Here is a 23541-nt window from a genome sequence, read left to right as displayed (position 1 = left end):
TTAGGGGTCTTTTTTAATTAAAAACCAGAGACATATGTCTCTGGTAGAAAGGTTATTGCAATTCTAATTTTTTATCTATTAAATATCCACCTAATGTTCCAGATATTATGATATAAATTAATAATATTGAAATATTAGTATATAATACTGTGTTGTTTATAAAACTTATAGGATCAAATAAAGAGTTTATTTTAAGTTGTAAATATGAACCAGATACCATTATAAATACAAGTATAAATATCCATAAGAAATATATATTTTTTGATTTAGAAATATAATGTGTTATAGTTATACTTAAATAAACTGAAACATTGAAGAATATAGTAAATAAAATAGATGATATAGCTGTTAATATTAAATTATGATCATTAAAATTTATTGATGAAATAATATTCATTATATCTCTTTCCGATATTATTGAAAATGAAATAAAACTTAATGGAAATAGAATAACGCTATATGTTAAATAAAATATTATTTTACCCCAAAAGTAGGTATAACCAGATATAGGTAATGAGAAAGTAAAATATCCTGTATCTGAATAAAGATCTTTAGAAAAGTTCTTTATATAATAGAAAAATACAGAAAAAGAAGCACCTAAAAGACATAAAATTGCTATTGATTTTGCTAAAGTATATTTATGGTCTTCAGTGTAGTATAATATTTTTATTGTAATTGTTAATATAATAAATGAAAATAATAGTAGTATATTAAATTTCCAATTTCTTTTAAATTCATATTTTAAAAACTTAAGCATTATTATCACCTTCTTTAAATACTTCTTTATATAATTCTTCTATAGTTAATCCATTATTTTCTCTTAATTCATCTACTGAATAAACCTTATCAATTTTTCCATTTTTTAAGAAAGCAACTTCATCAAAAATTCTTTCTATATCTCTTATTAAATGAGTAGTAACGATAACTGTAGAATTCTCAAATACGTTATTTATAATAATATTTAATATTTGATCTCTAGTAATAACATCTACACCTGCTATAGGCTCATCTAATATGAATATTCTAGCATTTCTTGATAAAGTTAGAATTAAAAAGACTTTTTCTTTCATACCTTTAGATAAAGATGCAATTTCTGCTTTAATATCTATGTTCATTTCTTCTAAAAGTCTTACAGCCTTATTTATATCAAAATCGAAAAAATCATTATATAGATTTAATGCTTGATATACTTTAAGAGAATTATCTATAAAGTTCTTATCTGATAGATAACTAACTATAGATTTAGTTTTATTTGATGGTTCTAATCCATTTATTAATATTTCACCACTACTTTTTCTTGCAAGTCCTGCAATTATTTTTAATAAAGTAGTTTTTCCACTACCGTTAGGACCTAATATACCGACTATCTTATTTTCGCTTAGTGTTAAATTCAAATTATCTAAAACTATTTTTTTTGAATATACTTTACTTAAATTTTTAATTTCTAATACATTTTTCATCTTATTTTCCCCTTTCTTTAATTTGATTTATTATTTCATCATTAGAATACCCTAAGGAATACATTTTAGATAAAAAATCGTCTAATATAGTTTGCGAATGATTTGCTGTTAAATTTTTTAGTATTTCGAGATCTTCAGTAACAAAAGTACCAAGCCCTCTTTTAGTTACAGCAATTTTTTGAAGTTCAAGTTCTTTGAAAGCATTCACGACTGTATTAGGATTTAAATTAAATTTTATTGAAGCTTCTCTAATAGACATAAATTTATCGCCTGGTTTTAATTTACCATTAATAATATCTGATAAAAATATTTCAAATAGTTGTCTATATATAGGATACTTATTATTAAACTCCATAATTACACCTCCATACTATTGTAGTCTTATAATACACTATTTCAAAATTTATGTCAAGAAAATATCATTTTAATATTTCTAATATATATGATTCAACCCCATCTTCTAAAGGTAATAATCCAGTCTTAATTTTAAAATCAACTTCAAAAGAAAGATCTATTAATTCTTTTGTTCTGTTTTTAGTAAAATTTTTTAGAAACTGTATTTTTTTAAATACATAATACGGGTTAAGATTTCTAAAAAATTTGTGATTTTCATATTGGCTTTTAAAGTTATTATAACTAATATTTTTAATATCTAGTAGATGTAATTTATACATAATTTCAAAATCATTACTTAAAGAAGCAAGTAATGCCATATGTTCTTTTATAGGAAAAGTTACATCCTTTTTATTAAGTATATCTTCTGTAAGATTAAAGATAAAAAAATTAGTATTTTTAGATAAAACAGGTTTAATATTGTCAAATGAAAACTCATTACCATTTAAGTATGTATCTATTTTATCTATTTCATTTTTTATAGAATAGAAATCCTGTCCTATAATTTCTATTAAATTATTACTATCTTTAGTGCTACATTTAAGTTTTTCTTGTATATATTTTATTAAAATATTCTTATTTTCTCTATCATCTAAAATTTCATGTATTTCAAAATTAATAAGTAAATCTTTTAATTTTTTATTTTCCTTATTTGTTTCATAATCTACAATTATATCCTTATCAGTAAAGTTATTAGAATTAATGTTCTTTATTACATTATTTATATCTTTTATCTTATTTGCATTTCTAAGTATTAAAAGAGTAGGTTCACTAAAAAGTGATCCTGCATTTAATTCACTTAAAAACTCATATACAGTATTTTCATCGAAATACATCTTATTTTTATAACTATTATCCAATATTTTACTCATGTAAATTTTTCTTCCACTTTTTCCTGAAATAAAATAGTTCATTTATGCCTCCTGTTCGCTTAATTATATCATAAAATTTTATTCAAAGTAAAATTGATTAAAAATAATTATCTTGACAAAAAGAGGGGGGGGGTATAATTTAGAACAGAAATAAAAAGAAAGGTTATGAGAAAAAGTGGTATATCCTGGGAAAATAAAAAAGTTGAAAATAGTGTTAATTTTATCACTACCCTCTATGTTGTTTAGTCAAACGCATATTGGTAATGATGCTACGACAAATAAAGGTATTGGAAATAATACGCATGTATTAGGAGATAAAAATGAAGCTAAGACAGATCATGCAAATGTAATAGGACATGAAAATACAGCATTTAAAGATCATTCGACTGCTGTAGGTATACATAATTATGCTGGTGGAAAATATTCTGTTTCAGTAGGTGCAGATAATGGAGCAAGTGGAGATTACTTTAGTGTATTTGGGCAAAATAGTTCTGCTACTAAAAGAATCTATAGCTATAGGGAATCATACTGTAGCAGGCCATGAAAAATCAGTAGCTATGGGATCTTATAGTAAAAACAGGTGAAAAAAAGGGGATAAAAGATGTTACTATTGGAGGATTAAAATTTGATGGTTTTGCAGGAGGAACACCTGATTCAGTTGTTTCTATAGGAGATAAAGGTAAGGAAAAACAATTGCAAAATGTAGCAGCGGGTCAAATAACTAAGGAGTCTACTGATGCAGTAAATGGTTCACAACTTTATTTTACTAATAATGTTCTATCGAATTTTGCTGATTCAGTTAAAACGATATTTGGTGGATGAGCGGCTTTACAAAATACTGGTAATGTAACTGCTGGTAACATAGCTTTTTCAAATATTGGAGAAACAGGTAAACATTCTATACATGATGCTATAAAACATAATTTGGATGAAAATAAGAAAACCAATGATAAATTAGAAAAATTATCTAACAATACTCTATCATTAAGTGGTGATACAGGTGAAACTACTATGGAGAAGTTAAATAAAGAGGGTGGACTTAAATTTAGAATTAAAGGTTCTGATAGTATAAGAACTATGGCAAGTGGAAATGATGTTAGTATAGATTTATCAGATAAGACAAAATTAGACATATCTAAGGGTGTTGCTGCAAATTCTGGAGTGGCAAATGTTATAGATATAGCTAATTTACCACAGATAAATGGAAAAGGTCATAACATATCAGGATCTTATGGATATTTTAATGGAGAACATGCAGTTGCATTAGGTTTATCAGGAACAAATGATATAACTAATTTGATATATAAGGCGAGCTGATCATTAAATACAAAAGGATATGTATCATTTGGTGCAGGTATTGGATATAGATTTGATAATATTGATTCAAGAAGTAAGGAAATATTAAAATTACAAAGAAATGGAAATATTAATTTACTTGATGAGAGAGTTTATGAGATTTATATAGAATTAAAGGAGTTAAAAGGTAAATTTAATGAATTAGAGAATTTAATTAAAGCGATGTTTAAAAAATAAGGAGCCTATTTAATGGGCTTTTTTTGTTTGTGTGGGTTTAAAACAATTGAAAAATCTACTTAAATATGATATTATCTAAAGTAGACGAATTTAAGAAAGTAGGTAGAAAATGGTTACTAAAGAAGAAGTAGTTAAATTAGCAAAACTATCTAAATTATCATTTGAAGAAAATGAATTAGAATCTTTTCAAAAAGATCTAAATGATATCTTTAAACATATGGAAAGCTTAAATGAATTAAATTTAGAAAATGTAGAACCTTTATATAGTATTTTAGAAAATGAAGGTAAGATATATAAGCATGAACCAAAGGTTGAAATGGATAAGGAAATGTTTTTAAAAAATGCTCCTAAAAGCGATGAAAACTTTATTTCTTTACCAGTTATGATAGGTGATGGAAATGAATAAAATATATACTTTAACAGCTAGTGAAATAGCTGGATTAATAAAAGAGGGAAAATTAACTTCTCGTGAAGTTACTAACTCAATTTTAAATAGAATAGATGAAATGGAAGATAAGATAGGAGCATTTGTTTCTGTTAATAGAGAAAATGCTATAAATTCAGCTAAAAAAGCAGATGAAACAGAAATATCTAGTTCTTTACATGGAGTTCCTATAGCTCTTAAGGATAATATAGTTTCATTTGGAGAACTTACTACATCAGTATCTAAAATATTATCAGGATATTATGGGACATATGATGCAACTGTAGTAAAAAGATTAAAGGATGCAAATGTAGTTTTAGTTGGTAAGGCTAATATGGATGAGTTTGCTATGGGGTCATCTAATGAGAATTCTAGCGTTAAAATGGTGTCAAATCCTTGGGATTTAGAAAGAGTTCCTGGTGGTTCAAGTGGTGGTTCAGCAGCAGCAGTTGCAGCTTTAGAGGTGCCTATAGCTCTAGGAACAGATACAGGAGGATCAGTTAGACAACCAGCAGCTTTTACAGGTACTGTTGGATTAAAACCTACTTATGGTAGAGTTTCAAGATATGGGCTTATGGCTTTTGGTTCAAGTCTTGATCAAGTAGGAATAATTGCAAGAACTTCTGAAGATGTTGCTAAAACTTTAGAAATAATTGCAGGTGAGGATATATATGATCCTACTACAGCTAGTGTTGAAGTTCCTAAGTACTCAGAATTATTAAATAAGGATATTAATGGTTTAAGAATAGGAATAGATAAAAACTTCTTTAAAGGGTTATCTGAAGAAATTAAAAAAAGTATAGAAGCTGCTTTAGATGTATTAGTAAAAATGGGAGCAAGTATAGTAGATATTAATCTTGAATACAGTAAGTATTCTATCCCAACTTACTATATCATTTCATCAGCTGAAGCTTCATCTAATCTTTCAAGATATGATGGAATGCGTTATGGATATAGGGCAGATGCTGATAATATAGAAGATATATATGTTAAATCTAGAACTGAAGGATTTGGTAAAGAGGTTAAAAGAAGAATAATGATAGGAACATATGTTTTAAGTTCAGGATTTTATGAAGCGTATTATAAAAAAGCATCTCAGGTAAGAAGATTAATAAAAAATGATTATCAAAAAGCATTTGAGAATGTAGATGTAATAATAACACCTACAACACCTAATGTAGCATTTAAAAAAGGAGAAAAATCAAATAATCCTATAGAAATGTATTTATCTGATATATATACTGTTTCAGTATCACTTGCAGGACTTCCAGCAATTTCTGTACCAGTAGGATTTGTAGATAAATTACCAGTAGGAATGCAAATAATTTCTAACTATTTTAGAGAAGATTTATTATTAAATGTTACACATAAATATGAGATGGAAAGAGGAAAGATTGATTATGAAAGAGTATGATATAGTAATAGGTCTGGAAGTTCATTGCCAATTAAAAACTAAAACTAAAATATGGTGTGATGCTGATGCAAATTATGATGAAAAAGATCCTAATGTTTGTATCTCTCCAGTGTCAACAGGTCAACCTGGTGCTCTTCCTAGATTAAATGAAGAAGTTTTAGATTATGCTATTAAAGCGGCACTTGCTTTAAATTGTGATATTAATAAATTAAGTTATTTTGATAGAAAAAACTATTTTTATCCAGATTCTCCTAAAAATTATCAAATTACACAATATTTTAAACCTTATGCAGAAAATGGTTATTTAGAATTTAAAAGAAATGATAAAGATGTTAAGGTTGAAATAGAAAGAATACAAATAGAAGAAGATACGGCTAAAAGTATACATACAAAACATGAATCTATATTAAACTTTAATAGAGCAAGTATACCATTAATAGAAATAGTTACTAAACCATGTATTACTAATCCTCAAGATGCATATATATATTTAAATAATTTAAAGGAAAGAATTAAATATACTGGTGTAAGTGATGTAAGTATGGAATTTGGTTCACTTAGATGTGATGCCAATGTATCTATTAAAGAAAAGGGTTCAGATAAATTGGGAACTAGAACTGAAACTAAGAATTTAAATTCGTTTAAAGCTGTTGTAAGGGCTATAGAATATGAGGCAAACAGACAAATGGAATTAATAGAAAGAGGAGAAAGAGTAATTCAGGAAACAAGGCTTTGGGATGATGAAAAGGGCATAACAAGAGCTATGAGAAACAAGGAAGAAGCTATGGATTATAGATATTTTCCAGAACCTGATTTACCACCAGTAATAATTAGTGAAGAAAGAATAACTAGATTAAAAGAAGAAATGCCTGAATTTGCTGATGAGAAATTAGCAAGATTTGTAAATGAATACAATATTTCTGAGGTTGATGCTGGAAATTTAGTTACATCTATTAATCTTGCAAACTATTTTGAAGAACTAGTTAAGTTTTCAGGAGATCCAAGACTTTCAACTAACTGGATGTTAACAGAAGTATTAAGAGTACTTAAAGAGCAATATATTAGTATAGATAATTTTAGTATAAGTAGTGAAAATTTAGCAAAATTAATTATTTTATTAAAATCTGGAACAATAAGTTCAAAAATAGCTAAAGAAGTATTTGAAATAATGCTAAGTGATGATAAGGATCCTAATATAATTGTTAAAGAAAAGGGTATGTTACAAATATCTGATGAGGGAGAAATAGAAAATATTGTTAAACAAGTAATTTCTGAAAACCCTGAATCTGTTCAAGATTTCTTAAATGGTAAAGATAGGGCTATTAAAGCTTTAATGGGACAGGCTATGAAAATATCTAAAGGTAAAGCAAATCCTAAATTAGTTCAAGATTTATTAATAAAAAATATGAAATAAGGTAAATATATGAGTAAATTAGATAGATGGTTTTTAAAAGAAAAAAATAAAAGAAGAGTATACTTTACATTTTTCTTTTTATTTCTATTGTTAGTAATAGTAAGATTGTTTTTTTTACAAGTATTACATAGAGATTTTTCATTTGACGTTATTACACCTATAAGGTCATATATTAAAGAAATAAAAGCTAAACGTGGTTCTATACTTACTAGTGATAATTTAGAATTAGCTGTTGATTTAGAATATCAAGGTATAGTTGTAGATCCGACATTACTTAAAGATAGAGAAGAAATAGAAAAATTTGTAAAGATTATTAATAAAGTAATACGAAATATTAAAATTGAAGAAACTGTTAATAAAATCTTTGAATTAAAAGAGAAAAATAAGAAATATTATGAGTTTAAAAATGTATTAGTTAACGTTGCTCAAAAAGATCAAATTGATGAATTACTTAAAGAAGCTAGAAAAAAAGATAGAGAGACTTTTAATGCAAGATTTGTCTACTTTACTAGAAAATTTAAAAGAGAATATATTAATAATTCTGTATTTGAAACTATAGTTGGTTTTCTTAATAATGAAGAAAATGGTGTGTATGGAGTAGAACATAGATACAATAAAATGCTTAAAGGTGAAAATGGACAATCAACAGGAACAGCTCCTTTTTCAGCATCTTTGGCAGAGTATACATTACCATATTTGGTAGATGAAAAAATAGTTAAAAAAGCAAAAGATGGAGATAATGTAGTATTAACGATAGACTCTTTATTACAATACTCACTTGATGATATTTTAAAAGATGCACATGATAAATTTGAAGCAACTACTACTATGGGTATAGTAATGGAAAGTGATACAGGAAAGATAGTTGCTATGAGTTCATACCCTAAAGCATCTAATAGGGCAGAAATAAAAAATCATAATATTACTTCATTATTTGAGCCGGGGTCTATATTTAAACCTTTAACTATATCAATGGCTATGAATGAGGGATTAATTAATGAGAATACATTAATACATTCTGATGGATATATTAAGGTAAAAAATAGAATAATAAGAGATCATGATGAGAGTACTAAAGGAACATTACCAGTATCTAAAATAATGGTACATTCAGGGAATGTAGGTTTAGTAAAAATATCACAAATGATGACCCCTGAAGTTTTCTATAACTATTTATCAAAATTTGGTTTAGGTATGAAAACAGGTATAGATACATCTTATGAAACTAGTAGTAATTTAATGACTTTAAAAGAATTTACAGAAGTTAGAAGATCTAATGTATCTTTTGGTCAAGGGATAAATATGACACAGCTTCAAATATTAGTAGCATTAAATGCAACTATTAATGGTGGAGATTTAATAACTCCACAGATAGTAGAAAAAATAGTTGGAAGTGATGGGAAAATAGTTAAAAATTTTGAGACTCATAGTAAGGGTAAAGTAATTAGTGAAAATGTAAGTAATAAGATAAAGAAAATACTTGAAGAAGTAGTTTCAAGTGGTACTGGACGTGGAATAAAACTTGATGGGTATAGAATAGGTGGAAAAACAGGTACAGCTCAAAAAGCAGGACCTAGGGGATATGAAGCAGGAAAATACTTTTCATCATTTTTCACATTTTTTCCAGCTAATAAACCTAAATACAGTATATTAATTACTGTAGATGAGCCACGTGGAGAATATTATGGAGCATCAGTTGCACTGCCACTTGCTAGAGATATTTTAGATAAGATAATAAAGTATAAAAATGTTAATCCAAGTGAGAAAGTAGTACAAAATATTTCTGAATTAGAGGTTGTAGAAATTAAGGAAAATAGAAATAAGAAAATAGAAAATATTAAAAATGAATTTTCTATGAATATTATGCCTAATTTAATAGGAGTAACTAAGAAAAATTTATTAGAATTAGGTATAGATAAATATGTTGTTTCCATTACAGGTAATGGAAAGGTAATAAAACAGTATCCAAAAGCTGGAGCAAAAATTAGATCAGGAGATAAAATTAGATTAGAATTAAGATAATAGAAAGGGGGAATGAAGATGTATTATCAGATATATGTAAAAAAATATATTAACACATATACTTATGAATCTGACTTCCCTTTAGATATAGGAACTTTTGTTGAGATTAATTTTAGAAATAAGGAAGTATTAGGAGTAGTTATTAGAGAAACTAAGAAAGAAGAAATAGGAGATTTTAAAATTAAAAAAATAAATAGAGTTATGGAAAATATGGTTAAAATACCAGAAAGCATATTAAACTTAGCTATATTTATTAATTCATATTACATAACTGATTTTAATGCTAGTTTTAAGATATTAGGACCTTATGAGAAAATGTATAAGGAAAAATTAGTAGAAATAGGAAAAAAAGAAGTAGTTATTAATAATAATATAGTTTTAAATGAATATCAACAAAAGGCTTATGAAGAAATATTAAATTCTGATGAAAGTATTTTTTTATTACATGGAATAACAGGTAGTGGAAAAACAGAGATATATATTAAGTTAATAGAAGAGGCACTTAGAAAAGATAAATCAAGTATATTCTTGTTACCTGAAATTTCTTTAAGTTCACAAATGGTTAAAGGTATAAAAAAAGTATTTGGTAGTAGTGTAAGTTTAATTCATAGTAAAATGAGTCCATCAACTAAACTTAAAGAATGGCTTAATATATATTCTGGTAACTCAAAGGTTATACTAGGTGCAAGATCAGCACTGTTTGCTCCTGTTAAGAATTTAGGATATATAATAATAGATGAAGAGCATGAAAATACTTATAAACAAGAGGATAATGCAAGATATCATAGTAGAAATGTAGCTATAAAAAGGGCTATGCAAGAAGGAGCAAATGTCATATTAGGAAGTGCAACTCCTTCATTTGAAAGTTATTATCTTGCAAAGAAAAATTTGTTTAAATTAATTACTTTAAATAAAAGATTTAATAATATGGATTTACCAGAAATAGAGGTAGTGGATTTATCTAATGAAAAATCTATGTTATCTGAAAAATTACTTCAAAACATGAAGGATGTATTATTAAAAGGTGAACAGGTCATATTAATATTAAATAGAAAATTACATTCACTATTAGTTAGATGCATAGAATGTAAAGAAAAAATGACTTGTCCAAAGTGTAGTGTTAATCTAAGGTATTCAAAGTCTAAAAATATTTTAGAATGTTCACATTGTGAATATAGAAGGAAGATGTATGATATTTGCCCTTATTGTAATAGTAAAAACTTAGAATTTTTAGGTGTAGGAATAGAAAAATTAGAAGAAGAATTATCAGAATTATTTGGTAGTGAAAATATACTTAGAATGGATTCAAGTACTATGACAAGTCAAAAAGATTTTGACAGGGCATATAAAGAATTTGGTGAAAATAAGTATCAAATAGCTATTGGAACACAGATACTTGCTAAAGGGTTCCATTTTCCTAATGTTACCTTAGTTGGAGTAATTAATACAGATCAATTATTATCTTTAAGTGATTTTAGAGTAGGAGAAAAAACTTATCAACTTGTAACACAATCAGCAGGTAGAGCAGGTAGAGGTAATAAAAAAGGTAAGGTAATACTTCAAAGTTATTTTCCTGATTCAAAATTAATAAAATCAATAGTATCAGGAGATTTTGAAGGGTATTTTGAATATGATATACATATAAGGAGATTACTTAATTTACCACCTTTTAGTAGAATGATTAAAATAATAGTTTCTGATAAAAAAGAAGAAAGAGCATTAAAGGTAATTAAAAAAATACATGAAGATATTACCAAAAATTTTGCAGAAGTATCCCATATTGAAAAAGCCCCAATATTTAAAATAAATGATGATTTTAGATATAATATATATATCAAAAGTAATAAAAATGAAATAGCAAAAAATAGGAAATTACTTTTTGCTATAAAAGGATCAAGTAATAATGTAACAAGAATTTTAGTTGATATTGATCCTCTAACTTTATATTAGAAAGTAGTGATAAAATTGAACATTTACGTTTATGAAGCACCAATTTTAAGAAAAAAATCAGATGAAGTTGTTGAATTTAATGATGAATTAAGAAATACATTAGATGAGATGATTAAAACAATGAGACTTGCTAATGGTATAGGTCTTGCTGCTAATCAAGTTGGGATAGATAAAAGGTTTTTTGTTTTAGAAGTAGATAATGAAATAGTAAAGGTAGTAAATCCAGAAATATTAAGCTTTGGAGAGGAAATGGTAGAATTTCAAGAAGGTTGCTTAAGTATACCTGGTATATTTAAAAATGTATTAAGACCTGAGATTATAACTGTAAGATATCAAGATGAGAATGGTAATATTATAGAAAGAGAATTAAATGGACTTAAATCACGTGCATTCCAGCATGAATTAGATCATATAGATGGAATATTATTTATAGACAGAATAAGTCCTATGAGTAGAAATCTTATCAGAAAAAAATTAGAAATTATGAAGAAGAATAGTAAACCAAGAGAATTTTAGGGGTGAGAAATGAAAACAATATTTATGGGAACGCCGGATTTTGCAATAGAAACTTTAAAATACTTACATAAAAATACAGAACTACTAGCTGTTTTTACCAAAATAGATAAAGTTAATGCTCGTGGAAATAAGATAGTTTTTTCTCCTGTTAAACAATATGCATTGGACAACAATATAGAAATAGTACAACCTAAAAGTTTGAGAACTGAAGAAACATATGAGATATTGAAAAAATATAATGCAGATTTAATAGTTGTAGTGGCATATGGAATGATAATACCTAAAAATATTATAGATCTTCCAAAATATGGTATAATAAATGTACATTCTTCATTATTACCTAAGTATAGAGGAGCAGCTCCTATACATGCAGCAATATTAAATGGTGATGATAAAACAGGTGTATCTATAATGTATATAAATGAAAATCTTGATGAGGGAGATATAATTTGTAGACTTGAAACTGAAATATTAAAAGAAGATACTTTAGGTAGCTTACATGATAGACTTAAAGTTTTAGGAGCACTTGGAGTAAAGAATGCTATAGAAATGATGAAAAATAATACAGTAAAAGCAACTAAACAAGATCATAGCTTAGCAACTTTTGTAAGACCTATTAAAAAAGAAGAAACAAGAATAGATTTTAGTTTAGATAGTTTGACTATATTTAATAAGATTAGAGGATTAAATCCTTTTCCTGAAGCTTTTACTACTTTAAATGGAAAAGTTTTAAAATTGTATAATTCAGATATTATAGAATATATTGGAGATGAAAAACCAGGGACTGTAATAGATTTAACGAAAGAAGGAATAGTAGTTAAAACGGGAGATGGAGCCATAGTAATTAAGGAGCTTAAATTAGAAGGAAAGAAGAAACAAAGTTCATTAGATTTTATTAATGGGAGACAAATAAATAAATTAGATGTATTGAAGTGAGGAGGATTTTAATGTCAAAAAAATACAGTGCAAAAGAAATTTCAGGTCGGATAATTTCAAGACTTACTTTGTATCTAAGTGTTTTAAAAGATTTAGAAAAAATACAATCAGAAGTTAATTCTATAGAATTATCTAAAAAGATGAATACTACAGCAGTGCAAGTAAGAAAGGATTTTTCTACATTTGGACAATTTGGAGTAAGAGGTAAAGGATATAACATTAATGCTTTGATTGGAGAAATAGAAAGTATATTAGGTATAGATAAGGAAAATGAGGTAATCCTTTTAGGATATGGTAATGTAGGTACTATGATAGCACGTAATACTGATGTTTTAGGTAAAGGATTTAAATTAACTGCAATATTTGATATAGATCCTCAAAAAATTGGTAAGGAAATACCTAATTTAGATATTAAAGTTACTGATGCTAAAAAATGTAAAGAATATATTAATGAAAATAATGTACATACTGTAATCTTAGCAGTAAATAGTGAATTTGCTCAAGACACAGCTGATGAACTAATAGGTGCAGGAATACAGGCAATACTTAATATGACAGATTATAAATTAGAATTAACTACTAATACAGCAGTTGTAAATGCTGATATTTCTGCTAAATTAAAAGAATTAAACTTTTGGAGAATAAACCCAGAATTAAGAGGAGGAATTAATTTTGATTAAAAGTATGTTAGATGGCATTCATGTATCAAATATACTATATGATAAATTAAAAATAGAATATCAAATCTTAGTGAAAAAAATAGGAAGAAAAGCAGGTCTTGCATTTATTAGAGTAGGTAATGATAAAGCTTCTATTATATATCTAAAGAATAAGGCAAAAAAATGTTATGAATTAGGAATATATCAAGAAACAATAATTTTTGAAGAAAATATATCTGAAATGGAACTAATATCTGAAATAAATAAATTAAATAATGATGAAAAAATTGATGGTGTATTATTACAACTTCCATTACCTTCACATATTAACTATATCTCAGTTATGTCAGCCATAAATCCTAAAAAAGATGTAGATGGATTTCATCCTGAAAATGTGGGTAACCTATTATTTAAAGATAAAGGAATTTATTCTTGTACACCACAAGGTATAATGGAATTACTTAATTACTATAACATTAGTATAGAATCTAAAGATGTTGTAATTATAGGTAGATCAAACATAGTTGGAAAACCACTTGCATTAATGCTTATTAACGAGGGGGCAACAGTTCAGGTATGTAATAGTAAAACTAAGGATCTATTCCATAAAGTAAAACAGGCAGATATATTAATTAGTGCTACAGGAGTTCCAAGATTAATTAAAGGTGAACATATTAAAGATGAGGCAGTGGTTATAGATGTAGGTATTTCAGAATTTGAAGGTAAAATTTCAGGTGATGTTGATTTTAAAGATGTTATTGAAAATTCTAAAGTTAGGTACATTACACCTGTCCCAGGTGGAGTTGGACCTATGACTATTTATTCTTTAATTAAAAATACTATTAGGGCATTTGAGCTTAATAATATATAATTGAAAAAAAATATATGATATGATAAAATTAATTATAATATTTTTTAAAAAGGAGATGTATTAAGATAAGTATTAATATTATAGTAACTTTTTTAATAATTTTATTATTTTTTTCTATACTAAGTGCTTTTAATACAAGTTTTATGTATATTAATTATATAGAAAAAAATTATTTAAAAGAAGTCGAAGAGGATAATAGAAAAAAAGTAGCAAAATTTTTGGAAAAATTAATAAGATACAAGGTAACATCTGATATTTTAAACATAGTATTAATAACTATGTATTTAAAAATTATTATTTTTAATGTAGGAAGATTTTTTAATTTTAGTATACTATTTTTTGCTATAATTATATCATTATTAATACTACTTCAGATTTTTATAAAAGCAATATCTAAGATAGATGTATATAAGACATTAATAAATACTATAGATTTTATTGATGTATTAATGATAGTTTTATTCCCGTTTGTATTAATAGTAGAAAGTATATATATGAAAATTAATAATATATTTAGTGATGGTAAAAATAAAGAAGAAAGAGATCTTACCGAAGAAGATATTAGAAATATTATTAATTATGCAGATAATACTGAAGTTGAAAAAGAAGAAAAAGAAATGATACATAGTATATTTAATTTTACCGATACTACAGTTAAAGAAATTATGACTCCAAGAACTTCTATAATAGCCTATGATGGTGAAGATATTTTAGATAATGTTTGGGATGATATAATAGAGCATGAGTTTTCACGTATACCATTATATAATGAGAGTATAGATAATATTTGTGGTGTTATGTATACTAAGGATTTATTAAAATGTAATGATAGAAATATTAAACTTAAAAATTTAATGAAAGATATAGTATATGTTCCAGAAACAGTAACGCTTACATATATGTTAGAGTTTTTTAGACAAAAACAACAACATATGGCTATAATTATAGATGAATATGGTGGAACATTAGGATTAATAACTATAGAAGATTTACTTGAAGAAATAGTAGGGGAAATTAGAGATGAATATGATATAGAAGAAGAAAATTTTAAATCTATATCAAAAAATGTATATGAACTATTAGGAGAAACTTTAGTTGAAGAAATTAATGAAAAATATGATTTAGATATAGAAGAATCTGAAGAATATGATACTATTTCAGGATATATACAATATAAGCTTGAAAGAGTAGCAATAGAAAATGATAAGGTTATAAATGATGGTTATATAATACAAGTTTTAAAGGTTGATAATAAGAAAATAGAAAAAGTAAAGCTTATTATCAAAAGATAGGAGCGAAAATGAACAAATTAGAAATTCAAAAATTAGATGAAATGATTAGAAGTATACCTGATTTTCCAGAAAAAGGTATAATATTTAGGGATATTACTACTGCATTAAAAGATAAAGAAGGATTAAAACTTATAATAGAAGATTTCACTAATAGATATAAAGATAAAGGAATTGATTATGTATTAGGTGCTGATGCCAGAGGATTTATTTTTGCATCTGCAATAGCATATAATATAGGTGCAGGATTTGTTCCAGCAAGAAAAGCAGGTAAATTACCAGCTGAGACTGTAAGAGCTGAATACTCATTAGAATATGGTAAGAGTGTTTTAGAAATTCATAAAGATGCATTTGAAAAAGGGGCGAAGGTTTTAATAGTTGATGATTTATTAGCTACTGGTGGAACTGCAAAAGCTATGGTAGATTTAGTAGAAGAATTAGGAGCAGAAGTATATGAATTAGCGTTTCTAATAGAACTTGTAGACCTAAAAGGAAAAGATATATTAAAAGGAAAAGAAATATATTCTATATTAAAATTTTAATTAAAAAAACACCTAAGGTGTTTTTTTATTTTGAAAATTTATTCAAAAATATCTGCAAGCTTAAATAATAAACAAACTTGTAATATAAATGTTATAGATAATATTAATATAGATTTTAAAGAGAATTCTATTATAAATAAAGGGATAATATTAAGTATTAATGTATATGGTAATAAATTAAGTATCATTTCTAATAAGTATTCAAAATTTGCCTTTTTTAATAATATTTTTATCATATCATTTCTCCGTCGTTTTATTTTTATAACACTAATATATCACATTAGTTTTAAAAATGCAACTATATTTTTGAAAAAATAAAAAAATGTTGCTTTTTTCTAACTCTAATGATATAATATGTTATATTATTAAAGCTGGAGGGAAGTTTATGATGGATTTAGGACAAACTTTAAAGAATGCCAGAGAAAGAAAAGGATATTCATTAAGAGAAGTTGAAGGTAAATTAAATGAAAAAGGAATAAGTTATGCACATACTAATATAAAGAGAATAGAAGATGGTGAAAATAATAAAACGCCTATAAAAGTTTTAGCAGGTCTTTGTGAGATTTATTCATTAGATAAAATAAATATTATGAATTTAGCTGGAGCAAATATAGAAGAATTTGTAGAATTAAATGATATAGTAAAAAAAGCGACTTTATTCTTTAATGATAAAAATGTAGATGAAGATGATAAAAAGAAACTTTTAGAAGTTATGAATGAAATGTTCTATAAATCTAAATTTGATAAATAACTTAATGTCTTAAAACTAGTTTAGAAAGGTTTTAAGACATTTTTTATTTGAAATCTATTAAATTTTAAATAAAAATATAGTTTCAGTTTTTTAATTAAAGTTGTAATAATATGATTAGAGAATTTATTCACAAAGCTAGATTTTATGAAGTTTATGATACTTTATTAATCATTGACAAAAAGGTCAGGGGGGGGGGTATAATTAACTGAAAACAATGAAAGATATTAATAATAAATATAGGAGGAAAGATGTCAAAGTATAAGATGATAAGCTTATTAGCTATAGGAGTAGCATCATTAAGTGCAGAATACTACGTTAAAAACGATAGTAAAACAGAATTTGGTTATGAAAATGCCTTTACCAAAAAAGCATCAACAGAATTAAACTGGGGAGGAATATTTGGTAAAAACAAAGAAGTATTTACATTTGTAGGAGGTGAAGTAAACTTAGATAAAGATACTAACTTTGGAGGAGAAATCCTTTTAGGAATAAATGTAAAAAAAGCAATAACAAAAGATATAGGCTTAATATTAAATGCAGCCTATCAATATAATGATAAAGCAATGAATAAGAAAGCCTTTGAAGAAAATATAAGAGAAGTATTAAAAAGTAGAGGAGAATGGAAAGAAGAAATAGAAAAAGACAAATATAAACTAAAAAGATATTACCGTGGACAAGGATTAAGATTTAAAGGAGAAGAGACTTTATTTTCAGGAGTAGTAGATTATAACCATAAACTATTTAAACTACAAAGTGGAGTAATATATACAGCAGGATATGCAGCAAATTCAAATAATAGATTAGAAAGCTTTTTAAATTTAAAGACAAATAAATCAAACTATGATATAGAGTTAGACATAGATCATAAGTTTAAGTATGAAAGACCAGACACAAATAAAGACAACGGCACTTATTCAAAAGGAGGAAGATTAAACATAGAATTAAGTGCAAGAGGTAATGTAGGAAATTTAAAGACATATAATAAGGGTATAGTATATTTAGGGACAATAATACCAAGTAAGAAGGATTATCAAATAACAAGTGAGAATGAAGTTAAATATACTATTAATAACTTTGAGCTATCAACAGCCTTTAATAATAAGTTAGCCTTTAGACAAGTAGATAAAATAAATCCTGATAAATTAAAGATAAGATTACAACCAGAATTAAAACTAGGATTAAAGTATGCTAATAAGAATATAGACTTTGAAACAAATGGGCTAATAAAGGGTAGGGTAGATCTTAAGAAAGAAAAACAGAAAAAAATAGAATTAGAAATGGATGAATACAAGAAAAATAATCAAATAACATCTAATAATACAGACATTAAAAAAACAATCTCTAATATATATGTTGATAGTAGAGCAGGATATAAATTAGGAGCTTTCAACTTTAGGTTAGCAGGAAGATATGTAGGGGTAGTAAATATTAAAGATAATGCTAGTGAAATTGAAGCATATAACCAATATGCCTTTGTAGGACCAGGAATAACATATGAGAGTAAGGTAAAGGAACTTAAATTAAAACATAGTTTTGATATAAGATATGAGATAGGGTATAAGGATAAGAAGACATTTAGTGTAATAAACTTTTGGAGTGATAATAGACAAGAGTATAAGGTAAATGATAAGTTATCATTAAAGGGAGAGGTAAACTTTACAAGTTCAAATAGATTCTCATTTATAGACAAGAACTCAGATAAAAATGAAATACTATTATTAGCAGACACAAAGGGGACAGTAGAATACAAACTAAATAACAAAACAGACCTTACTTCAACACTAGGATTAAAGACTATATCACTGTTTAAAGAACATAACAATAATAATGGTGGTAATATGAATAAACATGGAGATGAAAGTTTACACTTAGATGTAAAATATGCATTTAAGGTTTCAAATGAAAATAAGGTAACATATCAATTAAATAATAATATAGATATAGTAGGTAGAATAGATACAAGTTTTGCATATGGATTAAAATCAGATAAGTTATATGAGAGTTTAACAATGATAAAGAGAGAAAGAATAGGAGAAGATGGGATAATAACACATACAGAGGGAGATCTTAAGAAGATAACAGAAGAAGAGACATCATTTGGAAAAGATAACAAAGCAATCTTATTAATATCACCGAGTGCAGAATTAAGTTTAAAATACTTAAATGATAAGCTACATGTTAAGCCAAGCTTAGGGGTAGATGTAAGTGCTAAGGTAGGTAAGGATAAGAGTAAGTTAGAATACAAAGCAGTAAATGTAAAAGCAAGATTACAAGTGGAATATAGATGGTAGAGAGGGGCTAGATAATGAAGGGAATAAAGACTTTAACATTATTATCTATAATGATGGTTAATATATCATTATCAGATAATATAGAAACTAATGCATTAATATTATCATCTAAGAGAAGAAACACATCTATATCAAAGAAAGCAAATGAAATAAAGAAAGTAAATGAAGTAAAAGAGGAGGATGACTTCTTTAACTTTAGTAAGGCAAAGAAGATAGAGTTGTTATTAAAGGTTAATAGTGAGAGTACTATTTTAAGTACAAGGAATATGTTTTTAAAGAATGAACTTTATGGTTCTGCTAAAATATATGAATTTTTAAAATTATCTGGTGGATTGGATTTCGGAGCTAAAACATTTAAACCTCAAAATTACTATGGAGCATTAGGATTAGACTTTAAAGAATTTGGTAGTATAGAGTTAAAATTACATTCTAGTAAGAAATTAGATTTAAAGTATGAGTATGAGAAGAAATTAAAGGATTTAGATATTAATTTAAACACATCATATTCTCTTTTTAATGCAGCTCGTAAATTAGTTGGCACAGATAATGAAATAAGGGTAGAACATCTTTATGCATTAAATGCTAATTTGGGATATAACCTAGGGAATAATTTTAAATTAATAACAGATTTAAATTTAAGTGCATCTACTTGGAAATTACTTAATAATTTTTTTATGTATAATCTTTCAATAGGAGCAGGATTAGATTACAAGAATAATGTATTAGCTGGAATATATATAGCTCATTATAATAAAAGAGAACAACGATTTATAGATAATGAACTTAGTACAAATCATGATCTTAATTCAATATATAATAAAGGCTTTAGCTTTAGGGGATATGTGGGATATGAATGGGAGAAGAGGTTAAATGAAAGTAGTAAGTTAGGACTTGTTGGTAAAGTGGGGGCTAATTTAGATAAACAAATCATTAGTGATAGGAGTGAACTTAATGATGATGGTGAGGTGGAGGTTATTAGAGATTGGGGACCAATTACTATAAATAATAACTCCTTTGCAACAATAAGTCCACAATTAGGATTAAAATACAAGGTTAATGATAACCTTAATATAGAAGTAGAATATGAAGCTAGTATACTATTTCATAAAACTGGATATATAGTAATGGGTAATAAGATAAGAACAGGATTGAAATATACATGGGAGAAATTAAGTGGTAAATCAATAATAGATGTATTAGCTTTAAATTCAAGTTCATCAAATGAGATATTTAAAAAGAATATATATGTAAGAGATAATACAGAATTAAGATTAAGACATGAAAAAAAAGAGAATAATAAACAATTAGCTAGTAATAATCCTTTAATTAAATATGAAGTGAAAAAAGAACTTAATATAGGAGCTTTAATAGGAAAGAATAAAGACCTATTTGTATTCCTTGGTGGAGAAGTAGTAGGAAAAGATTTAAAATACAAAATGGATAAAAAAACTAATTTAAAAACAATTGAAGGACTAGATGGGATAGCTAACATTGGATTAAACTTTAAAAGGAAGTTAAATAAGAATATAGAGCTTACATTTAATGGAGGATACCAACATAAAGGTGGAATGGAGGAAAATGTAAAAGAGGGGTTAAAGTTAAGAGGATTATGGGATAAGAAATATGAAGAAGATGAAATGGCAAGAAAAGAGTTTTATCATTCACAGGGATTAAGATTTAAAAATGATGAGGTATTAATATCAGGAGTATTAGATTTAGATTATGAGACAACTAAATCAAAGATAGGTATAATATATTCTGCTGAAGAACTAGTATATGAGAAAAGTAGGTTTGAAGGGTTCTTAAATCTAAATCAAAGATTAGGTAATTTTAACATAAATGGAAATTTTAATTACAAACTAAAAGACATACATGAAGTATTAGATAGAATGGGTAGAGTAAAGGGAGATGTATCTTTATCAGGAAAAGTAGGAAATTTAGAAATAATAGGGAAAACATATGTACACATAGGTTCTATAATAAGGAGTGATAAGGATAGAACATTTGGAGGAGAAGGAAGTTTAGTATATAAAAACAGAAATCTTAATTTAAAGACAACTTTAAAACATGAAACTATGTATGATTATAGTGAGAATGAAAGTAAAGAGATATATAGTAAACCAAGACCTAAAAAAGACAAGACTAATAGCTTGGTTCAAAAAGAAGAGTTTTTATTTAATTTAGGATACATCAATAAGAATATTGAACTTAAATCAAATATTAAAGTAAGAAGTAAAATATTAACAGATATTAAAAATGGAATTAAAATAGATACTAATAAATATAAGAAAAATGATACAAACAATAAGAACAAAGATTTTACAGTCTTATTAGCTTACACAGATAATGAGTTAAATACAAAGCTAGGAGATATTACTTTAAGACTTTCATCAAAATATAGATACAATATGGATATGAATGATAGTAAAGAATTAACACATAAACATTTAGGATTAGTAGGAGTAGGAATAACATATGATAGAAAAACAAATAACTTAATGTTAAAAAATAGTATAGATGCAAGATATTTAATATCATATTCTGATAATGAGGATTATTCTATAATAAATGCATGGATGGATAATAATGTAGACTATAGAGTAAACAATAATTTAAGATTAAAAGGAGAACTAAACTTAACTAGTTCAAATAAGGTTAAATTATTAGAGAAAAAAGGAATGGAAATATTAGCTTTAGGAGATTTAAAAGGTATAATAGAAGCTAATTTAAGTGATAAAGTTGAGTTTAAGAATGAAACAGGATTAAATGCAATAGTATTATTTGACTTTAAAAATGGAAATAATTCTATATCAAGTTCTTCAAAACAACAAAGTCCAGTATTAAAAGAATTGTTATTAGACACTAATCATAGTTATAAGGTGTATAATAAAAATAGTTTAGGTTATGAAATAGTAGATGGAATAAAGTTAATAAGTAATTTAGAATTTTCATATTTAAGTGGGTATAAATCAGATAAGTTATACAGTGTATTAAAAGATATAAAAAGAAAATTAATGGATGAAAATGGAATAATAGGAATAGGGAATAATGAAAAGAAAAAAATAGAAGAAGAAAAGTCTAAATATGAATCTAAAAGTGGCTTATCAGTAATAGCAATAAAACCTGGTATAGAGGGAGAATTTAAAATTTTAAATGATAGATTAACTGTAAAACCAAAAGTAGAAGTTCAAGTAAACTTTACTAATGATTCATATCCAACATACAAGTATAAATCAACAAATGCAAAAGCAATATTAAATATTGACTATAAGTGGTAATATTAAAGGTGTTTAGGGTAAAACTTAAACATCTTTTTAATAAAATTAATACATGTATCAACAATCAAGAAAATTTACAATAAATAGTTTTTAATTTTAATTGAAAAAATATATAAAAGAATGTATAATTAAGATAAAAATAAAAAAATAGAAAAGGTGATTTAAATGGATAAAATAACTAGATTAAAAGAGATACTTGAAAAAAATAGAGCATATCAACATGCAATGATAATTTTATCTTGGGATTTAGAAACAGAAGCACCAGTAAATGCTGCTGTAAGTATATCTAAAACTTTAGGTACTTTAAGTGAACTTTCTTATCTAACATTAGTAAATGATGAGGTAAAAGATATAGTTTATAGTTTAGACTTTGATAAACTTAATGAAATTGATAAAAAATTAATATTAAATCTAAGAAAAAATATTTTTGATAAGATGAGTAAAATACCTGTAGATGTATATTCTAAATATTCTGAACTTTCTACAATATCTACTCAAAAATGGGGAGAAGCAAAAAGAAGTAATAATTTAGGAGAATATGCCCCTTATTTAGAGGAGGTAATAAGATATAATAAGGAGTTTATAAAATATAGAGGGTATAATGGACATCCATATAATCTTTTATTAAGTGATTATGAAAATGAATTAACGGTAGAAATAGTTGATGAATTCTTCAAAAATATTAAAGAAGAATTGACTCCATTTATTAAGGAAGTAATTACTAAAAAAAGAGAAGAATTAAAAGATATTAAAACTAGATTTTTATCAAAATCTTATCCTATAGATAAACAAAAAGAATTATCTAAAGAAATATCAGAAATTTTAAAATTTGACTATAACTCAGGTGTAATTAAGGAAAGTGAGCATCCATTTACAACTAATATAAGTAATAAGGATGTAAGAATTACTACACACTATTATGAAAA

The 23541-nt window shown here is 25.8% G+C and carries 22 protein-coding genes and 1 pseudogene; 18 read left to right on the top strand and 5 right to left on the bottom strand.

The window, feature by feature from the left end; all coding sequences use genetic code 11:
* Positions 1 to 52: 52 nt before the first annotated feature.
* From BUE91_RS02840 to holA, 4 genes are all read right to left on the bottom strand, one after another.
* Complete coding sequence (locus BUE91_RS02840) at positions 53 to 757, bottom strand: hypothetical protein (RefSeq protein WP_066899325.1); 705 nt, start codon at positions 755 to 757, stop codon at positions 53 to 55.
* On the bottom strand, positions 750 to 1460 hold the full coding sequence (locus BUE91_RS02835) for an ABC transporter ATP-binding protein (protein WP_073507891.1): 711 nt from the start codon (positions 1458 to 1460) through the stop codon (positions 750 to 752). Before BUE91_RS02835 ends, BUE91_RS02840 begins: the two co-directional genes overlap by 8 nt.
* A gap of 1 nt (position 1461) precedes the next feature.
* Complete coding sequence (locus tag BUE91_RS02830; protein WP_066899321.1) at positions 1462 to 1815, bottom strand: GntR family transcriptional regulator; 354 nt, start codon at positions 1813 to 1815, stop codon at positions 1462 to 1464.
* Positions 1816 to 1879: 64 nt separating this feature from the next.
* Complete coding sequence (gene holA / locus BUE91_RS02825; protein WP_073507890.1) at positions 1880 to 2767, bottom strand: DNA polymerase III subunit delta; 888 nt, start codon at positions 2765 to 2767, stop codon at positions 1880 to 1882.
* 193 nt (positions 2768 to 2960) lie between these two features.
* On the opposite strand from holA, the gene BUE91_RS07430 reads away from it, so the two are divergent.
* The 14 genes from BUE91_RS07430 (at position 2961) to BUE91_RS02755 (ending at position 16295) form a co-directional block, all read left to right on the top strand.
* Positions 2961 to 3269 (top strand): hypothetical protein, encoded by a 309-nt coding sequence (locus BUE91_RS07430; RefSeq protein WP_244889879.1) that lies wholly within the window; start codon positions 2961 to 2963, stop codon positions 3267 to 3269.
* 149 nt (positions 3270 to 3418) lie between these two features.
* On the top strand, positions 3419 to 3547 hold the full coding sequence (locus tag BUE91_RS07500) for a hypothetical protein (RefSeq protein WP_180370684.1): 129 nt from the start codon (positions 3419 to 3421) through the stop codon (positions 3545 to 3547).
* A 102-nt stretch (positions 3548 to 3649) separates the two neighbouring features.
* Positions 3650 to 4042, top strand: a complete 393-nt coding sequence (locus BUE91_RS02810; protein WP_073507888.1) for a hypothetical protein — start codon at positions 3650 to 3652, stop codon at positions 4040 to 4042.
* Between the two features lie 325 nt (positions 4043 to 4367).
* A complete protein-coding gene (gene gatC / locus BUE91_RS02805; protein ID WP_073507887.1) occupies positions 4368 to 4664 on the top strand; it encodes an Asp-tRNA(Asn)/Glu-tRNA(Gln) amidotransferase subunit GatC in 297 nt (98 codons plus the stop codon).
* Entirely contained in the window at positions 4651 to 6096 is a 1446-nt protein-coding gene (gatA, locus tag BUE91_RS02800; protein ID WP_073507886.1) for an Asp-tRNA(Asn)/Glu-tRNA(Gln) amidotransferase subunit GatA, read from the top strand. Before gatC ends, gatA begins: the two co-directional genes overlap by 14 nt.
* On the top strand, positions 6080 to 7510 hold the full coding sequence (gatB, locus tag BUE91_RS02795; protein WP_073507894.1) for an Asp-tRNA(Asn)/Glu-tRNA(Gln) amidotransferase subunit GatB: 1431 nt from the start codon (positions 6080 to 6082) through the stop codon (positions 7508 to 7510). Before gatA ends, gatB begins: the two co-directional genes overlap by 17 nt.
* A 9-nt stretch (positions 7511 to 7519) precedes the next feature.
* A complete protein-coding gene (locus BUE91_RS02790; protein ID WP_073507885.1) occupies positions 7520 to 9532 on the top strand; it encodes a penicillin-binding protein in 2013 nt (670 codons plus the stop codon).
* A gap of 18 nt (positions 9533 to 9550) precedes the next feature.
* Positions 9551 to 11482: a replication restart helicase PriA gene (gene priA, locus BUE91_RS02785; RefSeq protein ID WP_180371202.1), complete on the top strand. Its 1932-nt coding sequence runs from the start codon at positions 9551 to 9553 to the stop codon at positions 11480 to 11482.
* 15 nt (positions 11483 to 11497) lie between these two features.
* On the top strand, positions 11498 to 11998 hold the full coding sequence (def, locus tag BUE91_RS02780) for a peptide deformylase (RefSeq protein WP_073507883.1): 501 nt from the start codon (positions 11498 to 11500) through the stop codon (positions 11996 to 11998).
* Between the two features lie 9 nt (positions 11999 to 12007).
* Positions 12008 to 12934 (top strand): methionyl-tRNA formyltransferase, encoded by a 927-nt coding sequence (fmt, locus tag BUE91_RS02775; protein WP_073507882.1) that lies wholly within the window; start codon positions 12008 to 12010, stop codon positions 12932 to 12934.
* 11 nt (positions 12935 to 12945) lie between these two features.
* Positions 12946 to 13614: a redox-sensing transcriptional repressor Rex gene (locus tag BUE91_RS02770; protein ID WP_066899300.1), complete on the top strand. Its 669-nt coding sequence runs from the start codon at positions 12946 to 12948 to the stop codon at positions 13612 to 13614.
* Positions 13607 to 14464: a bifunctional 5,10-methylenetetrahydrofolate dehydrogenase/5,10-methenyltetrahydrofolate cyclohydrolase gene (locus tag BUE91_RS02765; RefSeq protein ID WP_083573740.1), complete on the top strand. Its 858-nt coding sequence runs from the start codon at positions 13607 to 13609 to the stop codon at positions 14462 to 14464. The genes BUE91_RS02770 and BUE91_RS02765 overlap by 8 nt, the downstream gene beginning before the upstream one ends.
* Positions 14465 to 14523: 59 nt before the next feature.
* Positions 14524 to 15756, top strand: coding sequence for a transporter associated domain-containing protein (locus tag BUE91_RS02760; RefSeq protein ID WP_342351301.1), 1233 nt, complete (start codon positions 14524 to 14526; stop codon positions 15754 to 15756).
* Positions 15757 to 15764: 8 nt separating this feature from the next.
* The gene (locus tag BUE91_RS02755) at positions 15765 to 16295 is read left to right on the top strand and encodes an adenine phosphoribosyltransferase (RefSeq protein WP_073507880.1); all 531 of its coding nucleotides are present in this window, start codon (positions 15765 to 15767) and stop codon (positions 16293 to 16295) included.
* Positions 16296 to 16333: 38 nt separating this feature from the next.
* Here BUE91_RS02755 and BUE91_RS02750 read toward each other — a convergent pair whose 3' ends face one another.
* Complete coding sequence (locus tag BUE91_RS02750; protein ID WP_073507879.1) at positions 16334 to 16531, bottom strand: hypothetical protein; 198 nt, start codon at positions 16529 to 16531, stop codon at positions 16334 to 16336.
* A gap of 149 nt (positions 16532 to 16680) precedes the next feature.
* Between BUE91_RS02750 and BUE91_RS02745 the strand changes: the two genes are divergently transcribed.
* The 4 genes and pseudogenes from BUE91_RS02745 to BUE91_RS02730 form a co-directional block, all read left to right on the top strand.
* Complete coding sequence (locus BUE91_RS02745; protein WP_073507878.1) at positions 16681 to 17046, top strand: helix-turn-helix domain-containing protein; 366 nt, start codon at positions 16681 to 16683, stop codon at positions 17044 to 17046.
* Positions 17047 to 17294: 248 nt separating this feature from the next.
* Complete coding sequence (locus tag BUE91_RS02740; RefSeq protein ID WP_073507877.1) at positions 17295 to 19337, top strand: hypothetical protein; 2043 nt, start codon at positions 17295 to 17297, stop codon at positions 19335 to 19337.
* A 14-nt stretch (positions 19338 to 19351) separates the two neighbouring features.
* Positions 19352 to 22615, top strand: a complete 3264-nt coding sequence (locus BUE91_RS06895) for a hypothetical protein (RefSeq protein WP_083573738.1) — start codon at positions 19352 to 19354, stop codon at positions 22613 to 22615.
* 165 nt (positions 22616 to 22780) lie between these two features.
* Positions 22781 to 23541 (top strand): annotated as a pseudogene (locus BUE91_RS02730) (carboxypeptidase M32); the annotation flags it as partial.

It is taken from the genome of Streptobacillus notomytis, assembly GCF_001902585.1.
Lineage (GTDB): Bacteria > Fusobacteriota > Fusobacteriia > Fusobacteriales > Leptotrichiaceae > Streptobacillus > Streptobacillus notomytis.
Note: the sequence above shows the minus strand (reverse complement) of the source record. Positions and strands in the feature narration are given on the sequence as shown.

Excerpts from the sequence above, each read along its gene's own strand:
- BUE91_RS02840 (WP_066899325.1), bottom strand. The coding sequence starts at position 757 with ATGCTTAAGTTTTTAAAATATGAATTTAAAAGAAATTGGAAATTTAAT.
- BUE91_RS02835 (WP_073507891.1), bottom strand. The coding sequence starts at position 1,460 with ATGAAAAATGTATTAGAAATTAAAAATTTAAGTAAAGTATATTCAAAA.
- BUE91_RS02830 (WP_066899321.1), bottom strand. The coding sequence starts at position 1,815 with ATGGAGTTTAATAATAAGTATCCTATATATAGACAACTATTTGAAATA.
- holA (WP_073507890.1), bottom strand. The coding sequence starts at position 2,767 with ATGAACTATTTTATTTCAGGAAAAAGTGGAAGAAAAATTTACATGAGT.
- BUE91_RS07430 (WP_244889879.1), top strand. The coding sequence starts at position 2,961 with ATGTTGTTTAGTCAAACGCATATTGGTAATGATGCTACGACAAATAAA.
- gatC (WP_073507887.1), top strand. The coding sequence starts at position 4,368 with ATGGTTACTAAAGAAGAAGTAGTTAAATTAGCAAAACTATCTAAATTA.
- gatA (WP_073507886.1), top strand. The coding sequence starts at position 4,651 with ATGGAAATGAATAAAATATATACTTTAACAGCTAGTGAAATAGCTGGA.
- BUE91_RS02790 (WP_073507885.1), top strand. The coding sequence starts at position 7,520 with ATGAGTAAATTAGATAGATGGTTTTTAAAAGAAAAAAATAAAAGAAGA.
- priA (WP_180371202.1), top strand. The coding sequence starts at position 9,551 with ATGTATTATCAGATATATGTAAAAAAATATATTAACACATATACTTAT.
- fmt (WP_073507882.1), top strand. The coding sequence starts at position 12,008 with ATGAAAACAATATTTATGGGAACGCCGGATTTTGCAATAGAAACTTTA.
- BUE91_RS02770 (WP_066899300.1), top strand. The coding sequence starts at position 12,946 with ATGTCAAAAAAATACAGTGCAAAAGAAATTTCAGGTCGGATAATTTCA.
- BUE91_RS02755 (WP_073507880.1), top strand. The coding sequence starts at position 15,765 with ATGAACAAATTAGAAATTCAAAAATTAGATGAAATGATTAGAAGTATA.
- BUE91_RS02750 (WP_073507879.1), bottom strand. The coding sequence starts at position 16,531 with ATGATAAAAATATTATTAAAAAAGGCAAATTTTGAATACTTATTAGAA.
- BUE91_RS02745 (WP_073507878.1), top strand. The coding sequence starts at position 16,681 with ATGATGGATTTAGGACAAACTTTAAAGAATGCCAGAGAAAGAAAAGGA.
- BUE91_RS02740 (WP_073507877.1), top strand. The coding sequence starts at position 17,295 with ATGTCAAAGTATAAGATGATAAGCTTATTAGCTATAGGAGTAGCATCA.
- BUE91_RS06895 (WP_083573738.1), top strand. The coding sequence starts at position 19,352 with ATGAAGGGAATAAAGACTTTAACATTATTATCTATAATGATGGTTAAT.